The organism is Occallatibacter riparius, assembly GCF_025264625.1.
Lineage (GTDB): Bacteria > Acidobacteriota > Terriglobia > Terriglobales > Acidobacteriaceae > Telmatobacter > Telmatobacter riparius.
In genome coordinates, this window is record NZ_CP093313.1 from 800,570 (window position 1) to 821,231 (window position 20,662).

Genomic DNA, 20,662 nt, shown 5'->3' on the forward strand with positions numbered 1-20,662 from the left:
GATAGTACATGGTCGGGTAGGCGGCAAGGCAGGAGTATCGAATGAAGAAGCAGTTTGGAGCGGCGGTGAAGAGGAGTTTCGACCGGGCACTGGGCTATGTCCTAGTTGCGGGTCTTGCCACCGGTCTGGTATGGGGTGCCGGGGCCGCTGCCGCCCAGGAGAATCCTCAGACCGCGCCGCCGGGGCAGACTCCGGCCGCGCCTGCCAAACCGGGACTGCAAAAACGGCCGAGCCAGAGTTCAGGCCAGAGTGCGGCGCAGAGTTCGGGCCAGGACTCCGCCGATACCAAAAAGCCCGAGAAACGCATCACGCCGGACGAGGCGAAGGAGTTGTTCGCGCTGGTGGATCAGCTGATGCAGTTCTCGTCAGAGGAGACGGGGCTGCCGGTGAAGAGCCAGGTGAAGCGGCAGTTGACCAGCCGCGCCGAGGTGGAGAGCTATCTGAAGGAGAAGTTCGACGAGGACGAAAGCGCCAAGCGGATGCAGCGGGGCGAGATCGTGCTGAAGAAGTTCGGGCTGCTGGATCATGATTTCGACCTGAAGCCGTTTCTGCTCGATCTCTTGAAGGAGCAGATCGAGGCGTACTACGACTCGAAGACCAAGACGGTGAACATGCTGGACTGGGTGGACGTGGAGGAACAGAAGCCGGTGCTGGCGCACGAGCTGACCCATGCGCTCCAGGATCAGCACGTGGACCTGGAGAAGTGGGGCGACCAGACGCCGGACGAGGTTTCGACTGACTACAAGGACGATATCGATCACCTGTCGAAGGACGAGATGGACACGGCGCGCGAGGCCGTAACCGAAGGCCAGGCCACGGCGGTGATGATGGACAACATTCTGAAGCCGATGGGCAAGAGCCTGATCAAGGACCCGGAGGTTGTGGAGTACATCAAGCACCAGATGGTAGGCACGTCGGACTCGCCGGTGATGGCACGGGCTCCGCTGCTGTTATCGGAGTCGCTGCTGTTCCCGTATCGCGAAGGGCTGAGTTTTGTGCAGGACGTGTGGATGGACAAGGGGCAGGGGCAGGCGTTTGCAGGAGCGCTGGACCGGCCGCCGAGCTCGACCTGGGAGATCATCAATCCGCGGGAGTTCGAGAAGGCGAAGATTCCAATGGTGCCGTTGATGCCGGATATCCACCCGCTTTTGGACAAGGTGTACAAGCCGTATGACATTGGCCAGGTGGGTGAGCTGGATCTGCATATCCTGACGCAGTTGTTCGGGGGCGAGTCTGCGGCGCGCGACCTGACGCCGGCGTGGGATGGGGGCATCTATTGGGCTGGGCAGCGGCTGAGCGCGAAGACGCCGGCGGAGCAGGCCAGCACCAAGTCGATTTCGCTGTTTTATCTGTCGGCGTGGAAGTCGAATGAGGCGGCGACGGCGTTCGCGCAATTGTATGCGAAGTCGCTGGGACGGAAGTACTCGGGGCTGAAGAAGGACGTGGCGGCGCAGAGAACACTGCCCGCGGAAGCGCCCTCGGGAACCGTGGAGCAGGTGTTCACCACGGACGAGGGGCCGGTGACGATTACCACGCGCGGCAAGCTGGTGATGGTGGCCGAGAGCTTCGATCTGCCGATGGCGCGCAAGCTGACGCAGATGGTGCTGGACGCGCAGGGGACGGGGGATATGCGGCAGGCGCGGATGATAAAGCCCGTTCTGCCGGGAGCACCGGACAGGGGCATGCGAACGCTGAGCGGCGGGTTCGTGAAGCTGTTCGCTGAGAGCGGCGTGATGAAAGCGGCGGTGGCACCTGCGGTGCGGCTAGCCGCGCCTTCGACGCCCTTCTAGGCCGGATGAGGTTCGCGGCCTCCACCCTGCCGCTAGCAATCACGGCATCGACGAAGACCTGTCGATGGGGACCCCGGCAAGGCGACAGGATGGGGCACGGCAGCGGGCGATTCTTCGTAACTCCGAGGGCCCAGGCACCGTCTCTTGTGTGAGGGTACGCAGATGAGACGCACTCTTGGGATTGTTCTCTTTGGCGGGTTGGCGGTGGTCTGCGGTTTTGGGCAGGACCCGACGACCGCGGCCATGCAGGCCACGCAACAGGCGAACGAAGCCGCAATGCAGGCCAACCAGCAGGCGATGCAGGCTATGCAACAGGCCAGCACGGACGCGATGCGGGCCAACCAGCAGGCCATGGACGATGCGCAGCGGACGAACACATTCTCTGTGCCGATGACGCGGCAGCCCCGATTCTCTGTGGATTCGGGACATGTGTCGGGTGGCACGCTACTGCGGATTACCTGTCCGACGCACTATGCGGTGATCTATTACACAACGGACGGCTGGACTCCGACGACGGCTTCTGCGCGGTACACGGGTCCGATTGTGATCGACCGCGATACTTCGATCCAGGCGATAGCGATTGCGCCTGACCTGACCAAGAGCCTGATCTCGCGCGCCGATTATCAGGTGGCAGGCAGCAAGCCCGAGGCGGTTCTGCCGGTGGCTACCGATGGTGTGTTGCGCATTGGGACGCCGTTGCGGCTGGTGACTGCGGGGGCTGTCGACTCGAAGACCGCGCAGGTGGGCGACAAGCTGACGTTGACGCTCGAGCAGAATGTGCTGGTTGGGGACCACATTGTCATTCCGCGAGGAACCACAGTGGAGGCGACCCTTACGCATGCCGATCGCGCAGGCCACGTGGGGGTTCCCGGAGACCTCGTTTTTGAGGTGCATGATCTTGTGGCGAATGGGCTCACGATTCCTCTGCGCGGCGGCGAGACGATGGAAGGCGTGAACCACTACAAGAAGACTTTTGGATTGCTGATGGTGCCGGTGGTGGGGGTGGCGGCGCTGGCGACCCACGGGGGCGACGCCACGATCCAGCCGGGTATGCCGGTTACGGTGTCAGTAACGGCCGATACGCCGCTGGCGCCAACGGCGAGCCGATGATCCCGACTGGAAGAATCGACTGAATGTCGATCACGCGCTCAGGGTCTGGATCACCAGAAGGCGTGACCCCGCGCACATCTCAGACACTTGGGCAGCGCTAGACTTATGCCGCTTTTCCGGGGGTGGCATATGACCCATATACTTCGAGTTCTCATCGTCGGGGGGCTTGCCGCGCTCGCTGTTCTCTCGTTTGGGCTCGGTATGGCTCACAACGCGGCGGCGATACTGGGGCCGGCCCATCTACTGCTGTTCCTTCTCGCGATTGTGCTCTACCTGGCTCCAACCGGTCTGGCCCTCTACCGTGATAGCGAATCGCTGGGTTGGATAGCGGCGCTGAACGTGCTGCTGGGATGGACGCTGTTTGGCTGGGCAATTGCCCTCGGCTGGGCGGCTGCCGGTCATGCGCGCGGCGTCACGGATCAGCAGCCGGTGCATAGCCATTAGGGCATCTCGGTTTTTGCTGTGTTTAGGCGGGGGCCGAAGCCCGGTTCCAATCCGCCCAGCATTCGGGCTGATTGAAATCAGTCTCTGATACGTCGTAACGGCCAGGAGCGCGACACAGCGATCCGGAAATTGCTCTAGGGGAGGGGCTGAGATGAGACGGGTTCAGCTTCTTTCGTGATGAGGTACTCCTCGAGGAGGACGGAGACGAGGACCGCAGTGGGAACCGAGATGAGCGCGCCGGTGACGCCGGCCAGTTCCGAACCGATGACCAAGCCGACGAGGATGGAGAGGCCGGGCAGGTCGACGGAGGACTTCATGATGCGCGGCGTGAGGAACGAGTTCTCGACGTTGATGTAGATGAGATAGAAGATGGCGACGCCGAGGACGCGTCCCCAGGAGTCGATGGCGGCGACCACCAGGGTAAGGCCGATGCAGACTGCCGCACCGATGACGGGAATGATGTTGAGCAATCCGGTTAGGAAGCCGAGCGCGTAGGCGTAACGGACGTGCAGCGCCATGTAAGTGACGGTGCTGCAAACGCCGAGGATGAGCATGAGGCTTCCCTGCCCCACTAGCCAGCGCTGCATGCGGGTTTCCGCGCGGCGGAGTGCGGCATCGAGGCGCACGCGGTTGCGGGGTGCAAAGAAGGACAATCCCCATCGATAAGCTACTTCGCCCTCGAGGCTGAAGTAGACGGTAAGAATGAATCCCATGCCGATGGTGAACAGGGCGCTGGCCCATCCTTTGAGGGAATGGAGGATGGAGGTGGCGGAGCCTGTGACGGAGCCGGCGAGTTGGTTGGTGATGTTGTTGGTGTCGATGTGGGCGAGGAAGGGCAGGCGCTTGAGATGGTCGAGGATCTGCGGAAGGCGCGTGGGCATTTCCTTCGCGAAGTCACTCAGGTCGTCGAGTGCCGGCGGCAGCGCGAGGAATACGAACCCACCGAGTGAGGCGAAGACGAGGAAGACGATGACGACGATGGCGGCGCGGCGGAAGGGTTTCCAGCGGCCGATGCGGAGATCGGAGATGTAGCAGACCAGCGGATTGAGTACGACAGCGAACAGCGCGCTGACGTAGATGAGCAGAAGGACGTGCCGCAGGAGCCAAGCCAAATAGAGCGCGAGGCCCACTGCAAACGCGAACATGATGTTGCTGCGGACGCTCTGGCGCTGGGTGCCTGCGGTGTCGTTCATGCGTGATGGGATGCTACTGATCTCCTCCGCTGAGAATGGAGCCAACGATGCCGCCAAGGATTCCCGCGCCGGCCGCGTTCTGCACATTACTGCGTTCGCCGCGCGGCAGGTAATGCGCCATTTGATGCGCGAGACGGGATATGGGCAGCGTCTGAAGCCAGACGGTGCCGGGGCCGACGAGCTGGGCGAGGAAGATGCCGTCGCCGCCGAAGATCATGTTCTTGATGCCGGGCACGGTGGTGATGGTGAACGAGACCGAAGAGTGGAACGCGCCTACGTGGCCGGGGTGCACGCGCAGGACTTCGCCGGGGGCGAGGTCCTTCTGGACGAGCTCGCCGGAGATTTCAAGCCACGCGGTGCCGAGGCCGGCGACGCGCTGGAGCACGAAGCCCTCGCCGCCGAAGATGCCGGCGCCGAGCGACTGCTGAAATCCTACGCTGAGCGTGACCTGCGGCGTGGCGCAGAGGAAGCCGTGACGGTGCACGAGGTAGTCGACGCCCTGGCCGAGCTGGATGGGAATGATGTGACCGGGGACCTTGGTGGCGAAGGCGACTTCGCCGGGATACTGGAAGGCGCGGTACTCGGTCATGAAGAGGCTGCCGCCGCCGGCCACGCGCTTGAAGACTCCGAGAAGCCCGCCACCACCGCCCATCTGCGTGTGTGTGGTCATCTGGATGGATTGCGACATCCAGGAGAGTTCGCCGCTTTCGGAGAAGACGCTTTCGTTGGGGTCAAGCTGAACCTCAAGCACCGGCATGGTGGTGCCCTGAATGCGTGTCTGCATGGGTAGCCTCCTCAGGCTGGGAACAGTGTACAGGCTGCGAGAGGGATAAGGAGCAGGGATGGGAATAGGACTGGGCGCGGGCGGCCGAAGCTGCATCGAAATATCGTATGAAGCTTGTTTTGATTTCGTCTCTCGTTTTGCTTTCCCTCACGGCATGCACGCCGGAAAAGAAAAGCCCTGAAGCAATTCGCCAGGAAACCGCTAACGCCACCAAGGAAGTGACGCAGGACGCCAAGGCCGTTGCGCAGGGGGTGGTCGACGGCATCCGCAACAAGGGGCCGGTGAATGTGAACAAGGCGACGTCAGGCGACCTGAAGAAGCTGCCCGGCGTGGATGACGCGGTCGCGCAGAAGATTATCGACAACCGGCCTTATGACGACTCGTATGACCTGGTGAAGAAGGGCGCGGTGTCGAAGAGCGAGTACGACCAGCTGGCGGGGAAGGTGACGACGCACTAAAAGCAGGGAACAGGCAACAGGGATCAGGGAACAGAAGGCACACATTTGCTGCGCGGCGGATCCGATGTCTCGAATCCGCCGCTTTGTGGTTCATCAGATGAGAATGAGGCGTGCTTACTGCTGGACCGGTGTGTAGCCGGATTCGGAGGCTTTGGTTGCGGCCGCCTTCGCTTCTTCCGTGCTCAGCAACGGCGTTGTCTTGATGCTCTTCAACGAACCGCCGGCTGCGGCTGCCATCGCGAGCGCAGCGGCGCTGACGTTATCGGGCATGTCGGCGATGAGCACAACGTCGTAGTCGCCGAAGGAGAGCCAGGAGCCGATGAGCTTTCCGCCGAGGTTCTTAATCGACTTGCGAATGATGCCGGTGCGGTCCTGGGGATTGTGGACGAGGGCAGCGACGGCTTCAGAGGTGTAGGACACCTGCACGAGATAGCTGGGCATGGCTTGCGCCTTTCAAGGAAATTTTGGAGCGAGCGGGGGGAGCGCGGATGAGTATACATCCGCTGTGGGAGAGGGCGCTGGGTTGTTTTTTGGCGGGTGCGTTCGCGCGCTCGATGCGATGATCCCGGCTGGTTAACAGCGACGGGCGCGCAGGGATGAGACCGCGGCTAGAATCGGATTTCCGATGAATCGCGCTCGTTCTTGCTGCCTTGTTGTGTTTGGGGTGTGCTGCCTGCTCGCCGCGGGATGCCGTGCTCGGGGGCCGGTGTTTGTGGATCGGCCGCGGGCGTTTCCGGGCGTCCAGATGCAGGATGTGACGTTCGGCTCGGCGGCGCTGCGGCGCGATATCACGTATCGCGTTTATGTGCCGGCGCAGGTGCAGCAGGGGCGGAAGCTTCCGGTGATTTATCTCCTGCATGGTGGCGGGGGCGGATTCAGGGACTGGTCGAACTACTCCGATGTTGGCGCTTACGCCTCGCGCGGATACGTGCTGGTGATGCCGGATGGCGGGTCGTCGTATTGGGTGAATGCGGCGGAGGGCGCGAAGGAGCGGTACGGGGATTTTCTTACGCAGGATTTGATTGCGGACGTGGAGCAGCGGTTTCCGGTTGCGACGGATCGGGCATCGCGGGCGGTTGTGGGTGTGTCGATGGGGGGATATGGAGCGGTGGAGTTGGCGCTGAGGCGGCCGGAGTTGTTCGCGTTTGCGGGCGGGATCAGCCCGGCGTTGGATGTGCCCTCGCGGAAGTTCAGTTGGCGGCGGTGGTCGCAGAGCAAGCGATTCGAGCAGGTTTTCGGTGCGGATGGGAGCGAAACGCGACGGGCTGCCGATCCGTTTGTGCAGGTGAAGACGGCTGATCCAGCGAAGACACCGTATCTGTACATCACGGCCGGAGAGCAGGAGCCGATGCTGGAGCCGATCCGGCGGTTTGCGGGGATCCTGCAAAGGCGCGTGTTCGCGAGCGAGTTTCACGCCAAGCCAGGTGGGCATGACTGGGTCGAATGGGATGCGCAGTTGCCGGGGTGTTTTGAGAGGTTGATGGAGAAGGTGTCAGCAAGATAGCTGCCCGCCCATTTGCGATATCAATGGTGTGAAGCTCTGCTCCTCATAAGTTCTTCCCACACAGCAGGGTCATCGGTGACATAGAAGATTGGTTCCATCTTTCGATGTTCGATAATGTCAGTTACACGGTTCGCCGTAATTGCTTCGTAGTCAGGATAGAACTGTGAGGGGCTCTTTAGCTTCAGAGGATTCAGACGTTTCGCTTTGCCACTGACCTTTGCCAGCTTTTTCCCCTTCCGGTCTTTCAATATGAACTTCGCATCATTGCCAAGTGCCGTGTAGTAGTTCATTGTGACGGAAATGTCTTCGCGAGTCAGCCCAGGCGGGATGGGGATGAATTTCGGTAGCCTCGACTCTCTTGCCAATTGGAACGACGACTCGAGACATCCGCTGATCGCACCACAGGAGATACACAAAGCGGCGATCAGAAGGCAGTTTCCAGTGCGCCGAGAAATTTCCGACATTGCTGGCGCCTCCACCAAGAGACGATTGTCGCGATTCTTGGCAGGACCGTAAGCCTGCGGTGTGACACTTCCAAAGCTGTCATAGTCGCTCGCCGGACACGAAAGGCAACCGCGGATCCTTCGGCTGCGTTGATCGCGTGCGCGATCAACTTCGCTCAGGATGACAGATTCAGTGGTTTGAGATGGTCGTGGTGTGGATCGAGAGGCTGATGAAGGTCCGTGGTTTCCCACCCTGTCGGCACAAAAAAGCCGACAGGATGGGGGAACGGTGCATTCGTGGCATTCGCGGCAAAGTGAAAAGCAGGTCCTTCGTCGCGCCGCTCCTCAGGATGACAAATCTTAGGAGCGGCGGGCGAAGATCGTTGGCCTGGCTAGTCGATGACTTTGAGGGTGGTGTGGGCGTCGGCCAGGGAGCTGCCGCCTACCCAGATGTCGTAGGTTGTGGGCTCGACTACCTGCTTGAGGTCGACGCTGTAGAAGTTGAGCTCGTCGAAGCCTATGGGGAATTCGACGTGCTTGCTTTCGCCGGGGTTGAGGGTGACGCGGGTGAAGCCCTTGAGCTCGCGCAGAGGCTGCTCCACACTGACGTTGGGGATGCGGATGTATAGCTGGACGACTTCGGTTCCCGCGACGGTGCCGGTGTTGCGGACGTCGACGCCGACCTTCACGACAGGCTTGTGGTTGCTAGCGATCTCGCGGGCGGGAATGGTCTCGCGGTCAACGGCTGGCGTTGAGTAGCCGAAGCGCGTATAGCTGAGTCCCCAGCCGAAGGGGAACAGGGCGGAGTTCTGCTCGTCGACGTAGCGGGAGAGGTACTTCTCCTCGGAGTTGGCCGGCATGTGGGTGAGGTCGGCGTTGCGGGCGGGGCGGCCGGTGGGCATCTGTGCGTAGTAGAGCGGCTCCTGGCCGACGGCGCGCGGCAGGCTGGCGGGGAGCTTAGCGGAAGGGTTCACGTCGCCGGTGAGGATGTCGACGATGGCATGGCCGCCCTCATGACCCGGGCTCCAGGCTTCGACGATGGCGGGGACGTGCTCAGCGGCCCACTTAATCGCGAGCGGCCGGCCGGCCATGACGACGAGAACCACAGGCTTGCCAGTGGCGACGACTTGTTCAAGCAGTTTCTGCTGATTGCCGGTGAAGCCGAGGTGGACGCGGCTACCGGCTTCGCCTTCCATGAAGCCGGCGGGCTCGCCCAGGGCAAGGATGCTGACGTCGGCTTTCTTCGCGGCTTCGACGGCTTCAGAGATGGTGGCATTCTCGTCGGCAATGGGCTGAGGGCCGCCGTTCTTCGACCAGATCTGGGCGTCTTCTCCGTTCAGGAGGCCGCAGCCCTGGGCATAGACGACGTGATCGGAGCCAAGCTTCTCTTCGAGGGCCTGGCGGAGGGTGACGACGTATTTGGGGTCGCCCTGCGACCATGCGCCGAGGGTGTCGGGCTTGTCGTCGGCCATGGGGCCAATGAGGGCCACGGTCTTCTTATCCTTCAGTGGAAGGAGATTGCCGGCGGCTTCGACCGGGTCGTTCTTGAGCAGGACGATGGTTTCGTCGGCGACTTTGCGGGCGATGGCGCGCTTCTCGGGGGTGGGCTCGTAGGAGGGGCCGGCCTGGGTGTAGGGGTGGTCGAAGAGGCCGAGGGCGAACTTTACGCGCAGGATGCGGCGGGCAGCCTCGTCGATGACCGACTCAGGGATTCTGCCGGAGCGGACCTGGGCGGCGATGGTGGTTCCGTAGAGATCGCCTTGCATGTCCATGTCGACCCCGGCGGTGAGGGCCTTACGCGCGACGGTGGGGCCATCGCCGATGGAGTGGTTGATGAGTTCGGCAACCGAACCCCAGTCGGAGACGACGAAGCCGTCGAAGCCCCACTCCTTGCGGAGGATCTGGGTGAGGGTGAGGGGGTTGGCGGAGGCGGGCACGCCGTTGATGGAGTTGAAGGATGACATGAGCGTGGCGGCGCCTTCTTCGACGGCGGCCTGGTAGGGCTTGAGGTAGACCTGGCGGAGGGTGATCTGGCTCATGTCGGTGGCGTTGTAGTCGCGGCCGGCGATGGCGGCTCCGTAGGCGGCGAAGTGCTTGACGCTGACGGCGACGGAGTCAGGCTTGGAGAGGTCGCCCTGCTGATAGCCGCGAACCCAGGCGCGGGCCATGGCGGAACTGAGGAAGGGGTCTTCGCCGTTGGACTCGATGATGCGGCCCCAGCGGGCGTCGCGGGCGATGTCGACCATGGGCGAGAAGACCCATGGAATGCCGTCAGCGCGGGCTTCGACTCCGCCGGTGCGCGCGACGAGCTCGCCCATTGCGGGGTCGAAGCTGGCGGCGATCGCGAGCGGGATGGGGAACGTGGTGTGGTCGCCGTGAATCACATCGAGGCCGAAGATGAGCGGGATGTGGAGGCGGGAGTTCTCCATGGCGATGTGCTGATAGTGGTTGGTGGCGTCCGCGCCGACGACGTTGAGGAATGACCCGACCTGGCCCTTGGCGACCATGTCATCGAAGCGCTGGTTTTTGCCTTCGGAGCCGGGGCCGGTGGCGAAGCCCGCGGAGAACTGGACGAGCTGACCGATCTTCTCGTCGAGGGTCATTTTCTTGAGAAGGGCTTCGACCTTGGCGTTGAGCTCCTTGGAGGCGAGCTGCTGGTTGGGAACGGGGCGAGGCGCGGCACGGTCCTGGGGGCGGGCCTCAACAGCGGCGAAGGCGGCGAGGAGGAGGGTGGATACAAGCGCTCGACGGAAGGAGAGGGCGGGTCGGCTTCTCATAACGCTTGAGATGATAATTCGTTGAGGCGAGAGGGCGCTGTGAGGAACAGACGTTAGCTTTCAGCCCTCAGCCGTCAGCTTTCTAAGGCAGGGTGGGGATCGTGGTTTCCTACCCTGTCGCCCGCAACCGCCCCACCGACGAAGACCTGTCGATGGGGATCCCGGACAGACGACAGGATGGGGCACGGCAGGTTTGTGGGGGAACGGTCTGGAAGGTTGGGGCGGCGACTGATAGAAGTGCGAGTTGGATCGAGGGCGATGTTTTCGCATTCTGAGACAGCGTGGCACTGACCGGAAAGTGCTAGGCCCGCGGCGGGGGGCCACAGAAGAAATTGCTTGTAGCTGCGCGGGATCGGTGTAATTCTGAACCCACCCAATTATCTAAGGAGTAACTGGAATGAGCGCTCTCTCTGCCTTCATTCTGCTGGCCGCGGTATCGACGGGGACCGCGGTGGAAAATGCGAAGACGATAGCAACACCGGCAATCCAGCCCGTATTCAAGGATGTGCCGAAGAGTCCGAACGGATTGACTCTCTACAACGCGAAGGGTGAAGTGGTGGCTCGCTGCGAACGCAAGGACGACGCGTTCGGCAACTGCAAGATGGAGTCCGGCTATAGCCTCGACGACCTGATGAACGCCTGGGTGCACGCTTACCAGGACATGCAGAAGTAAAAGACAGGGAATAGGCATCAGGGAACAGGGATTAGAAAGCCCCTGTTTGCCTTCGTGTTCCACGAGATCCTTGTGCGGCAAATGGCTGCCGGATGCTCTACTCTTGCTTGTAATGCGGCGCATTCTCAGGAACATCCGAAAGACGCTGTGGCGAGCGTTGGACCATGATGTCTTCAACACTGCCAAGGCGGTTGCGTATTCGGGGATGTTGTGCGTGTTTCCCGCTGCCCTGGTTTTTACGGCTCTGCTGGCGATGCTACCGGTGGGCAGTTCGCTGGTGGATGAATTGCGGAATTCGCTGGAGAGCCTTTTACCGCCGGGGAGCATGAGTCTGCTGTCGGGCACCCTGAACGAGCATCCACTGGGATCGACTCAGCTCATTCTTTCGGCTACCTCGTTGTCGCTGTTCGCGGGGCTGGGTGTGATGCTCTCGCTGATGGAGGGTTTCCGCCGAGCCTACAGACGCCGCCGCGACGACTGGGGATTCTGGCAGAAGCGTTTTCGGGCGCTGATGCTGGTGCCCATCGTGCTGGTGCCACTGGCGCTGGCCAGCCTGTTGCTCATGTTCGGGCACCAGATTGAGGTCTGGATGGTTGCGCGGTCAGGCCACGAACTGCGGCATGTGGTGCTGTTCTTCTGGAGGCTGGTGCGATGGGCCCTGTCGGTGACGACGGCGGTGACCGTGCTGGCGGCGTTGTATCACTTCGGCACAAGGCAGACGGAGCACTGGGGTTGGGTGCTGCCGGGGGCGCTAGGAGCGACGCTGATGTGGTTTCCCGCAACGCTGGCGTTTGGATGGTACGTCACCCGGGTCGCCGATTATTCAAGATTTTACGGTTCATTCGCAGCCGGAATCGCTACGCTGGTGTGGCTGTACCTGACGAGTTTCAGTGCGCTGCTGGGGGCTGAATTCAACGGGACGCTGTGCGAGAAGCGGCTGAATCGTGCTGCCGCCAATAACACAACAAGCGCCGTTCCCAGTCTGTGACCACTGGCACGGCAAACGATGTTGCGAATTGGGCATGATGGTAAAGGGGTTTTGCGGCTCAACCTTGTAAAATGAATACAGTCGCACACCAAATTCCCCAATCCGCTTGAACAATTCCTGGAGCACTCATCGATGCCGTTTGCTGAACTTAGCCTGTCCGATTCCATCACGCAGCGCCGCGCCAAGATTGTGGCCACTCTTGGCCCTGCTTCGAACACCGAACCGGTTTTCCGCGATCTGGTACGCGCCGGTGTCGATGTTGTGCGCCTGAACTTTTCCCACGGCACACATGAGGAGAAGCTGGCGCTGATCCAGATGATCCGCAAGGTGAGCCGCGAGGAACGCAAGCCGCTTTGCATCCTGGGCGACCTGCAAGGCCCGAAGATCCGTACCTCGAAGCTGAGGGATCACCAGCCGGTATTGCTGCAGGCCGGCAAGCGCATCACGATTACACCGCGCGAAGTGCCTGGCACGGCTACGCTGGTGGGAACCACTTTCAAGACGCTGGCTGAAAACGTTGAGCAGGGCTCGCGCATTTTGCTGAGTGACGGACTGATCGAGCTGCGCGTGCACGAAGTGCTCGGCGATGACGTCGTCTGCGAGATCGTAAACGGCGGCATGCTGGGCGAGAACAAGGGCATCAACCTGCCGGGCATTCCGGTGCGCGTGCCTTCGCTGACCGAGAAGGACGATGCCGATCTCGAATTCGCGCTGAAGAACGGCGTGGACGCGATCGCGGTTTCGTTTGTGCGTACTGCGGAGGATATTCGCCTGGTGCGCAACCGCGTGTCGGCCTACGGCTCGGAGACCTGGATCATTGCCAAGCTCGAGAAGCCGCAAGCGATTGAGCAGCTCGACCAGATTCTGCAAGCCTCTGACGGCATCATGGTGGCCCGCGGCGATCTGGGCGTGGAAGTTCCACCAGAGAAGGTGCCGGCGATTCAGAAGCACATCATTCGCCGGGCCGGCGAGTTCCGCAAGCCGGTGATCACGGCGACGCAGATGCTGGAGTCGATGATCGAGAACCCGCGACCCACACGCGCGGAAGCCTCGGACGTGGCAAATGCCGTCTACGACGGAACCGACGCAGTGATGCTCTCGGGCGAGTCCGCGGTGGGTAAATATCCGATTCAGGCGGTGGCCATGATGGCCCGCATTGTGCACGAGGCCGAGCGCACGATGAAGCACCAGACAGGGTACGGCGGTATTCCGAATCACACGCACCTGTCGATTGCGGAGACGATCTGCGAGGCCACCGCACATGCGGCCGAGGATCTGGATCTGCGCGGGATCGCGCTGTTCACTGAGACCGGCGCAACGGCTCGGCAGCTTTCGAAGTACCACCCCTCGACGCCGATCTTCGGGTTGAGCCCGAACGAAATTACGATTAACCGCCTGAATCTGTTGTGGGGAACGGTGCCTATCCGCTGCCCGAAGGCAACCGCTACCGAGGCGATGGTGGACTTGGCCGAGACGCTGCTGGAACAGCACGGTTTTGTGCGGCCGCGCGAAGTTATCGCGATTGTGGCGGGAACCCGCACCAAGTCGGGCTCGACCAACTTCCTGCGCCTGCATGTGCTGGGCGAGCGTGGGCCCGACAGCAAATTTCTGTCGCCCCACGAACACGAGACGCCGATTGAGCCCGCCAAAATGAAGCGCCCGGCCAAGCCGAAAACAGCGGGTCGGAAGCAGTAAAGACGCATTTCGAGCAAGCTTGAAAGCCACGCCTTCGGGGGTGGCTTTCTTGCGTTTGGAAGCAGTTGCAGAAGACTTAAACGCCGGCTAACCCCGCCGTGACAATGCCGCATCGGAGCTTGGTTAGAAGCACAAATTCGGCAGCGGGCAGCGGCCCGGCAGCGTACATAAGGCGAACCGCGAAGGGCATGGCCTGAGGCGGATCGGCGGTTGCCGCGCATATCCAGGAGCGATCAGAAACGATGAGGAAGAGCGATCCCATCTCCATCGATGCAGGCAGGGAAAGTAAAGGATCCAAACGAACATCCACAAAGAACTCGTCCACACAGCGGGAGAAGACGCCGTCTGCGGCGAAGGGGGCACGCACGCGTCAGAGCGCGGGTGCCGACTCCGCAAAGAGCGCTAAGGCGACGAGCAAGGGCCGCTCGTCGAAGCGGGATACGTCAAAGGGTGCGGAGCAGCAGATGAACTCGGCCGCCAGCAATCCGGCTCCGCAGCTGCCGGAGAATCATCATCCCGGTCTGCACGACCGGTCGTATGCGGCGCACCTGGATGCCGGACCGCGGGGGCCGCACACGAAGCCCGCAGGCGACCTGCGGTTCCTGGCTCCCTTCCCCACCGGCCGCAAGCAGCCATAGCGCGGCATGACGCGAGCGGCTTATGGCTGAGCCGCGCTTTTCTTGTTTCGAGAGGATGTACATGGCAAAGCAGAAATCCCCACATACACAGTCGCAACAGAACACGAATTTTGCACAAACTGACTTGAACCCGGACGACATGCCGCAGACCGTGATGCATGGCGAGGACGCCGCTGCTTACGAGAACAACGACGGTGCGCAGAGCGGCGGAACGCGATCACCGAAACACATGCCCGGAGCAGGCAATTCGCACAACACCGGGCCGCAGGCCGTCGCCTATGAAGGCTCCGTGACCAGCCGCACCTCGCGCGATGCGAGCAAGCAAGGCATCTCGAATCGGTCAGCCGAGAGTGAATACGGCGGACAAGAGAAAGTGGTGCGCGACCGCGAGGACGCGCAGGCCGGACTGAATCACAGCGGAAAAACTCCGCACTAGACTTGCAGCGCGATTGCGCAAGGGAGTGACCGTGGCAATTGTGAATTCGAAAATCACTTTGGATGAGTTGCAGGAGCTCGCCCGCTTCTGGAGCGAAGACCGGGATGCGATCTCGGTGTACTTCAAAGCGCCGGCGCCGTCGGAGCTTGCCCATCGCGAAGAGCCCATCTTCGCCAAAGATCAGATCAAGCAGAAGCTGGGATCGCTGAAGGGCATGAGCCATGCCGATCGCGAGGATGTGCAGCGCATCCTTGAGACGGTGTCGGAGCTGAAGGGCAACAACGGACGCGCGAAGGTGATCTTCGCATGCTGGAGCAAGGGCATCTGGCGCGAATACGATGCGCCCGGCGACTTCGGATGCCGCATCGACGTAGGCCCGAACTTCTCGCTGGCTCCGCTGATTGCGCAACAACAGGGGCGCAGGCGCTATTGCATCGCGCTGGCCGATCGCAATCGAGCCCGCCTGCTGCTGCTTGAAGCGCGCGAGATCACCGAACACAGCCAGGTGATCGATGAGGACGACAAGGAGAAGATACGCACCACGGGAACAGGCAAGTCTGTGCACCTGGAGCGCAAGAAAGATGAACAGGTGCGGAGGCATTTCACATTCGTTGCCGAACACCTGCTGCACTTCTACGAGCACAAGGACTACGACTGCCTGATTGTGGGCTGCCGCGATGACATGTGGCCGGCGATCGAGGCGGAGTTGCATCCGGACCTCAAGCGCGTTCTCGCGGGGCACTTCCACTGCGATCCGGGAATCGCCTCGTGCGAGGAGATACAGGAGAAGGCGCAGGCCCTAGTTGACGTGAGGGATCGCGTGGATGAGCAGAAACTGATGGAAAGGACGATGGGCGGCTTTGCCTCGAATGCGCTGGGCGCCGTGGGCATCAACGAGGTAATCGACGCTCTGGAGAAAGGTGAAGTGCGCACGCTCCTGTGGACCAGCAAGCCAGACGGCGAGCAGCACAGCGCGTCGTTGTGCGAGCACTGCGGGCATCTGGAAGGGAAGGAACTGAACGCGTGCACGTTATGCGGAGGGAAAATGCGGCTTTACCAGAACGCAGAGGAAGCGCTGCTTCGTCATGCGCTGGGCCGGAGCATCGAGGTGCGCGAGATGCACTACTCCAAGCTGCCGATGCCTGATCGCATCGCCGCTTGGCTGCGGTTCCGCGCGGAGATCAGCACACCGCAGGCGTTGGCGTCGTAGAAGCAAGCGGTGCGCGCGGAGTTAGCGGAGCTAGTGACAGTTGGCTAGCTCCGCTATTCCCCTGAAGCTGATTTCACCATCGCCGCCAGTGCTATGCATAGGACGGCCACGCCGATTCCGATCATCTCGCCGAGCAGGCGGTCCATGTGTTTGAGCTCGGCGAGCAATCTTCGACCGAACAAAAAGGAGAGTCCGCCGATTCCGGCGAGCGTATTGTAGAGCGCTTTCAGCAGGAAGTTCGACGCGGGCTGTTCCGTATCTTCTGGCATGCCCTAGGCGTGCACTGCGGTGGTTTCTGCCTGCGCTGCTGACGTTCGGCGTGCGGCGGCGTAGAGGAGCAGGATCGTGCCGAGTGCGAGGACGGCATTGCCGATGCGCATGGCGGCGTCGGCCTTTCCTGTTACTGGCTGCTGGATGAATGCGTGCCACGCGTAAGCCAAAGCCGCACCTCCTCCTAGGGAAAGGATGTGCAGGCCGTTCCATCCCACGAGGCGCGACCATGCGGTGACCGCAATGATCATAAGCAGATCGACCGCAATATAGATAGCGACTGTGCCCCAGCCCCAACGCTGAGGAACGATGAGGAAGATCGAGCTTGCGACCAGGGACAGTGCGCCGGTGATCCACGCACTCGGTGGATTGCCGGGGCGGCGCGCTCTGCCGCGACGCGGAAGGAGGAACGCGGCGATCGCGACAACAACGCAGCACACGGCAGACACGGCGAACTGCTTGTTCGACGCCATGAAGTGGTGAGCGTCGGTCTGAATCTGATGCACGGTCATGGTGCAGGCAATCAGCACAAAGAGCACGGTCACGATGCTGAGGCCGAGCCATTTCAGCCATGGGGTGTGCGCGCGCTGCGGGACGAGCGCCTCCATGATGGCGATGGGAACCGAGATGCTCCAGACGGTGTGCAGCGTAAGGACGAAGATGGTCCACCAGGCGCTGATGCCGAGCGCGGGGATGAATGCGGGCTCAAGCAGATGCAGGTGCAGGCCGAGGTAGTCGGGATTGAAAAGTGTTTGCGTGGTGAAGGCTTCCTCGAAGATGCCGTAGGCGAGTGCGAGGGTGATGATGGTGGGCCAGCCGCGGCCGGTGCGGCGCACGATCTCGCGAATGAGCACCGCGCCGCCGCCGTAGAACGGCGCGAGGAACAGCAGGAAGGCGAGTTTGCTGAGCGGAAAATCGCCGAGGAGGAATTCCGCGATGAGCGGCGAAAGGAAATAGAGCGCAATTGCCGGTGCGATTCGCTTGAAAAAGGTCATGCGAGAAAGCATCGCGGATTCCGAAACGCGCTGCAACTTCAAAATTATGGGCGATTTGGTTAACAGGGAGCCGCGTCGGCTCGGTGGTCGCCCAGAACCAACTGGATAGCTGCGCTCAGGTTCTCCTTGGGTCTCGGAATCGCAGCGACCAGGCAACGAACCAGTTACCCATCGGACTCGCTTACAGCGGTGAACTCATTTCGCATCGCAATGCGTATAGAACAGACAGAGAAGCGCATACGGACTCGGTGCGACTCGAATCCGCATGCGCTTAGGAGATAGCCTACTTTGCTGCCAGCTGCCGCAGCACGTACTGCAGGATGCCGCCGTGCTGGTAGTACTCGATCTCCTGGGGGGTGTCGATGCGTACCTTCGCGGTGAGTTCCTTCACGCTCCCGTCGGCAGCCTTCGCCTTTACCTTCAGCGTGCGGCCGTTGGCGAATTTGTCGGCGAGCAGCGTGGTGAGGCCGGCAAAGTCGTAGGTCTCTTCGCCCGTGAGGCCGAGGCTTTCGACGTTCTGGCCGTCTTCAAACTGCAACGGCAGAATGCCCATGCCGACGAGATTCGAACGGTGAATGCGTTCGAAGCTTTCGGCGATGACGGCCTTCACACCCAGCAGGTTCGGGCCTTTTGCCGCCCAGTCGCGCGAGGAGCCTGAGCCGTATTCCTTGCCGGCAAGGATGACGAGAGGCACATTGCGCTCGGCATACTTTACGCTGGCATCGAAAATCGACATCTGCTCGCCTTCGGGGAGCAGGCGCGTGACGCCGCCCTCTGTACCGGGCGCAAGCTTGTTGCGCAGGCGCACATTGGCGAAGGTGCCGCGCACCATGGTCTCGTGATTGCCGCGGCGCGAGCCATAGCTGTTGAAGTCGGCGTTCTTCACGCCGTGCTCGGTGAGGTATTTGCCGGCGGGGCCGCTGGCCTTGATGTTGCCGGCAGGCGAGATGTGGTCGGTGGTGACAGAGTCGCCAAGAACCGCGAGCACGCGCGCGTTGAGGATGTCGGTGATGGGCGCGGGCTCCCTGGTGATACCGTCGAAGTAGGGCGCCTTGCGAATGTAAGTGGAGTCGGGTTCCCACTGATAGGTGTTGCCGGTGGGGAAGCTCAGGCCCTGCCAGTTCGCATCTCCATCGCTCACGTGCGCATATTCACGGCGGAAGCCTTCGCTGGAGATGCCCTTCTCAATGGCCGCGGCCACTTCGGCTTGCGTGGGCCAGATGTCTTTGAGGAAGACGGGCTGGCCATTCTGGTCGTTGCCGAGCGGATCTGCGTCGAAGTTGTGGCCGATTTTGCCGGCAAGTGCGTAGGCCACGACGAGCGGCGGCGACATGAGGTAATTCGCGCGGACGTCAACGTTCACGCGTCCTTCGAAGTTGCGGTTGCCGCTCAGGACGCTGACTGCAACCAAGCCGTGCTCGTTGATGGTGGATGAAACATCTTCAGGCAGAGGGCCGGAGTTGCCGATGCACGTGGTGCATCCGTAGCCGACGACGTTGAATCGCAGCTTTTCGAGGTAGGGCAACAGGCCGGACTTCTCGTAGTAGTCGGTGACGACGCGCGAGCCTGGAGCAAGCGAGGTCTTGACCCACGGCGGAACGCTGAGGCCCTTCTCCACGGCCTTCTTCGCGAGGATGCCGGCGGCAACCATCACGCTTGGATTCGAAGTGTTTGTGCAGCTCGTGATGGCGGCGATGACGACCGATCCGTGATCGAGATACTTGTCGGGATCGACGTTGAAGCGTTCCTTGACAGTCGTGGTGACGTGAAGCGGACCCACTTCCGCAACGGCCGTCGCGGCGGACGCATCGGTGACCGCAGTTTCGCGCGACCATGCTTCCGCAGTGCGCGAGCCGAGCGGTTTGGCGGTGGGCGCGAGCAGCGAAGGAAGCTGCTGCTGGAAGCTGGCCGCCGTGTCCCTGAGCAGCACGCGATCCTGCGGGCGCTTGGGGCCTGCCACGCTGGGCTCCACGGTTGCGAGATCGAGCTCGAGGGTTTGCGTGTATTCGGCCTCGGGCGCGCCGGGGGCGTGGAAGAGTCCCTGCTCCTTGTAATAAGCCTCGACCAGTGCGATCTGCTCTTCGCTGCGGCCGGTGAGACGCAGATAGCGCAGCGTCTCCGCGTCGACGGGGAAGATGCCGCAGGTCGCGCCGTACTCGGGCGCCATGTTGCTGATGGTGGCGCGATCGGCGAGCGGTAACTGCGTTATGCCTTCCCCATAAAACTCCACAAACTTACCCACAACGCCGAGCTTGCGCAAAGCCTGCGTCACGGTGAGGACGAGGTCAGTAGCCGTCGCGCCTTCGCGCAGCTTGCCGGTGAGCTTGTAGCCGACGACCTGCGGCACCAGCATGGAGACGGCCTGACCGAGCATGGCGGCCTCGGCCTCGATGCCACCCACTCCCCAACCGAGAACGCCGAGTCCGTTGATCATGGTGGTGTGGGAGTCGGTGCCTACGAGCGTGTCAGGATAGGCGAGCAGTTCGCCGCTCTCGTCGGTTGTGAAGACCACGCGCGCGAGGTACTCGAGGTTGACCTGGTGACAGATGCCCATGCCGGGAGGCACAGCGCTGAAGTTGCGGAAGGCGGTCTGGCCCCACTTGAGGAAGGCGTAGCGCTCGCGGTTGCGTTGGAACTCGAGGAACGAGTTGGCGTCGTAGGCCTGGGGCGTGCCGAACTCGTCAACTTGTACGCTATGGTCGATGACCAGCTCGGCAGGAATGAGCGGATTGACGCGCTCGGGATCGCCGCCGAGGGTCTTGATGGCATCGCGCATGGCGGCGAGGTCAACGATGGCTGGCACGCCGGTGAAGTCCTGCATGAGCACGCGCGCGGGCATGTAGGCAATCTCGCGGCTGGGCTCAGCCTTCGCGTCCCAGTTGGCAAGGAAGGCGATGTCGTCAGCGGTGACGTTCACGCCGTCTTCGCGACGCAGCAGGTTTTCAAGGAGGATCTTGAGTGAGAACGGGAGGCGGCTGAGGTTGAAGCCTTTGGCCTCAAGCGCGGGGAGACGGAAGATTGTGTACGACTTGGCGCCGGACTTGAGCGTGGCGCGGCAGGCGAAGCTGTTGGTTGCGGTACTCACGGGAGGTGTGCCTTTCTATCCGCAGGCGAGCGGATCAAGCTAAGCCGATGGTGCCGGCGGGCGCGCCGGGGTCCCGGCCGATTCAGGCCACGGGAACGGGAAAGAAATCGTCACAAAACAGATTAGTCAGGGTCGCGGGTCAACGTCCACGGTCGTGCCGGCCGCGGCG

The 20,662-nt window shown here is 61.9% G+C and carries 19 protein-coding genes; 11 read left to right on the forward strand and 8 right to left on the reverse strand.

Going from position 1 to position 20,662, the window contains the following annotated elements; all coding sequences use genetic code 11:
• The first annotated feature begins 41 nt into the window (after positions 1-41).
• From MOP44_RS03095 to MOP44_RS03105, 3 genes are all read left to right on the forward strand, one after another.
• On the forward strand, positions 42-1,790 hold the full coding sequence (locus MOP44_RS03095) for a hypothetical protein (RefSeq protein ID WP_260794436.1): 1,749 nt from the start codon (positions 42-44) through the stop codon (positions 1,788-1,790).
• A 162-nt stretch (positions 1,791-1,952) separates the two neighbouring features.
• Positions 1,953-2,900 (forward strand): chitobiase/beta-hexosaminidase C-terminal domain-containing protein, encoded by a 948-nt coding sequence (locus tag MOP44_RS03100; RefSeq protein WP_260794437.1) that lies wholly within the window; start codon positions 1,953-1,955, stop codon positions 2,898-2,900.
• A gap of 129 nt (positions 2,901-3,029) precedes the next feature.
• The gene (locus MOP44_RS03105) at positions 3,030-3,344 is read left to right on the forward strand and encodes a superinfection immunity protein (RefSeq protein ID WP_260794438.1); all 315 of its coding nucleotides are present in this window, start codon (positions 3,030-3,032) and stop codon (positions 3,342-3,344) included.
• 134 nt (positions 3,345-3,478) lie between these two features.
• Here MOP44_RS03105 and MOP44_RS03110 read toward each other — a convergent pair whose 3' ends face one another.
• Together MOP44_RS03110 and MOP44_RS03115 are read right to left on the reverse strand one after the other, a co-directional pair.
• Positions 3,479-4,537, reverse strand: coding sequence for an AI-2E family transporter (locus MOP44_RS03110; RefSeq protein ID WP_260794439.1), 1,059 nt, complete (start codon positions 4,535-4,537; stop codon positions 3,479-3,481).
• A gap of 13 nt (positions 4,538-4,550) precedes the next feature.
• Positions 4,551-5,321, reverse strand: a complete 771-nt coding sequence (locus MOP44_RS03115; RefSeq protein ID WP_260794440.1) for a TIGR00266 family protein — start codon at positions 5,319-5,321, stop codon at positions 4,551-4,553.
• 107 nt (positions 5,322-5,428) lie between these two features.
• On the opposite strand from MOP44_RS03115, the gene MOP44_RS03120 reads away from it, so the two are divergent.
• Positions 5,429-5,779 (forward strand): ComEA family DNA-binding protein, encoded by a 351-nt coding sequence (locus MOP44_RS03120; RefSeq protein WP_260794441.1) that lies wholly within the window; start codon positions 5,429-5,431, stop codon positions 5,777-5,779.
• A 114-nt stretch (positions 5,780-5,893) separates the two neighbouring features.
• Here MOP44_RS03120 and MOP44_RS03125 read toward each other — a convergent pair whose 3' ends face one another.
• Positions 5,894-6,220 carry a GYD domain-containing protein gene (locus MOP44_RS03125; protein ID WP_260794442.1) on the reverse strand — a complete coding sequence of 109 codons (327 nt, stop codon included), beginning with the start codon at positions 6,218-6,220 and terminating at the stop codon, positions 5,894-5,896.
• A 184-nt stretch (positions 6,221-6,404) separates the two neighbouring features.
• Here MOP44_RS03125 and MOP44_RS03130 point away from each other — a divergent pair, with 184 nt between their 5' ends.
• Complete coding sequence (locus tag MOP44_RS03130) at positions 6,405-7,283, forward strand: alpha/beta hydrolase (protein WP_260794443.1); 879 nt, start codon at positions 6,405-6,407, stop codon at positions 7,281-7,283.
• A gap of 20 nt (positions 7,284-7,303) precedes the next feature.
• On the opposite strand, the gene MOP44_RS03135 is transcribed toward MOP44_RS03130, so the two are convergent.
• Positions 7,304-7,747, reverse strand: a complete 444-nt coding sequence (locus tag MOP44_RS03135; protein ID WP_260794444.1) for a hypothetical protein — start codon at positions 7,745-7,747, stop codon at positions 7,304-7,306.
• A 371-nt stretch (positions 7,748-8,118) separates the two neighbouring features.
• Positions 8,119-10,503 (reverse strand): beta-glucosidase BglX, encoded by a 2,385-nt coding sequence (bglX, locus tag MOP44_RS03140; protein WP_260794445.1) that lies wholly within the window; start codon positions 10,501-10,503, stop codon positions 8,119-8,121.
• Positions 10,504-10,900: 397 nt separating this feature from the next.
• Here bglX and MOP44_RS03145 point away from each other — a divergent pair, with 397 nt between their 5' ends.
• The 6 genes from MOP44_RS03145 (at position 10,901) to MOP44_RS03170 (ending at position 16,143) form a co-directional block, all read left to right on the forward strand.
• A complete protein-coding gene (locus tag MOP44_RS03145) occupies positions 10,901-11,176 on the forward strand; it encodes a hypothetical protein (protein ID WP_260794446.1) in 276 nt (91 codons plus the stop codon).
• Positions 11,177-11,288: 112 nt separating this feature from the next.
• The gene (locus tag MOP44_RS03150) at positions 11,289-12,164 is read left to right on the forward strand and encodes a YihY/virulence factor BrkB family protein (RefSeq protein ID WP_260794447.1); all 876 of its coding nucleotides are present in this window, start codon (positions 11,289-11,291) and stop codon (positions 12,162-12,164) included.
• A gap of 132 nt (positions 12,165-12,296) precedes the next feature.
• Positions 12,297-13,859, forward strand: a complete 1,563-nt coding sequence (gene pyk / locus MOP44_RS03155) for a pyruvate kinase (protein WP_260794448.1) — start codon at positions 12,297-12,299, stop codon at positions 13,857-13,859.
• Between the two features lie 242 nt (positions 13,860-14,101).
• Positions 14,102-14,497, forward strand: coding sequence for a hypothetical protein (locus MOP44_RS03160; RefSeq protein WP_260794449.1), 396 nt, complete (start codon positions 14,102-14,104; stop codon positions 14,495-14,497).
• Between the two features lie 61 nt (positions 14,498-14,558).
• Positions 14,559-14,933, forward strand: coding sequence for a hypothetical protein (locus MOP44_RS03165; protein ID WP_260794450.1), 375 nt, complete (start codon positions 14,559-14,561; stop codon positions 14,931-14,933).
• Positions 14,934-14,964: 31 nt separating this feature from the next.
• Complete coding sequence (locus tag MOP44_RS03170; RefSeq protein ID WP_260794451.1) at positions 14,965-16,143, forward strand: baeRF10 domain-containing protein; 1,179 nt, start codon at positions 14,965-14,967, stop codon at positions 16,141-16,143.
• Positions 16,144-16,196: 53 nt separating this feature from the next.
• Here the strand turns inward: MOP44_RS03170 and MOP44_RS03175 are convergent, their stop codons facing one another.
• The 3 genes from MOP44_RS03175 to acnA form a co-directional block, all read right to left on the reverse strand.
• Positions 16,197-16,412: a hypothetical protein gene (locus MOP44_RS03175; protein WP_260794452.1), complete on the reverse strand. Its 216-nt coding sequence runs from the start codon at positions 16,410-16,412 to the stop codon at positions 16,197-16,199.
• Between the two features lie 3 nt (positions 16,413-16,415).
• The gene (locus tag MOP44_RS03180) at positions 16,416-17,408 is read right to left on the reverse strand and encodes a hypothetical protein (RefSeq protein WP_260794453.1); all 993 of its coding nucleotides are present in this window, start codon (positions 17,406-17,408) and stop codon (positions 16,416-16,418) included.
• Between the two features lie 283 nt (positions 17,409-17,691).
• Positions 17,692-20,493, reverse strand: a complete 2,802-nt coding sequence (gene acnA / locus MOP44_RS03185) for an aconitate hydratase AcnA (RefSeq protein ID WP_260794454.1) — start codon at positions 20,491-20,493, stop codon at positions 17,692-17,694.
• Between the last annotated feature and the right edge of the window lie 169 nt (positions 20,494-20,662).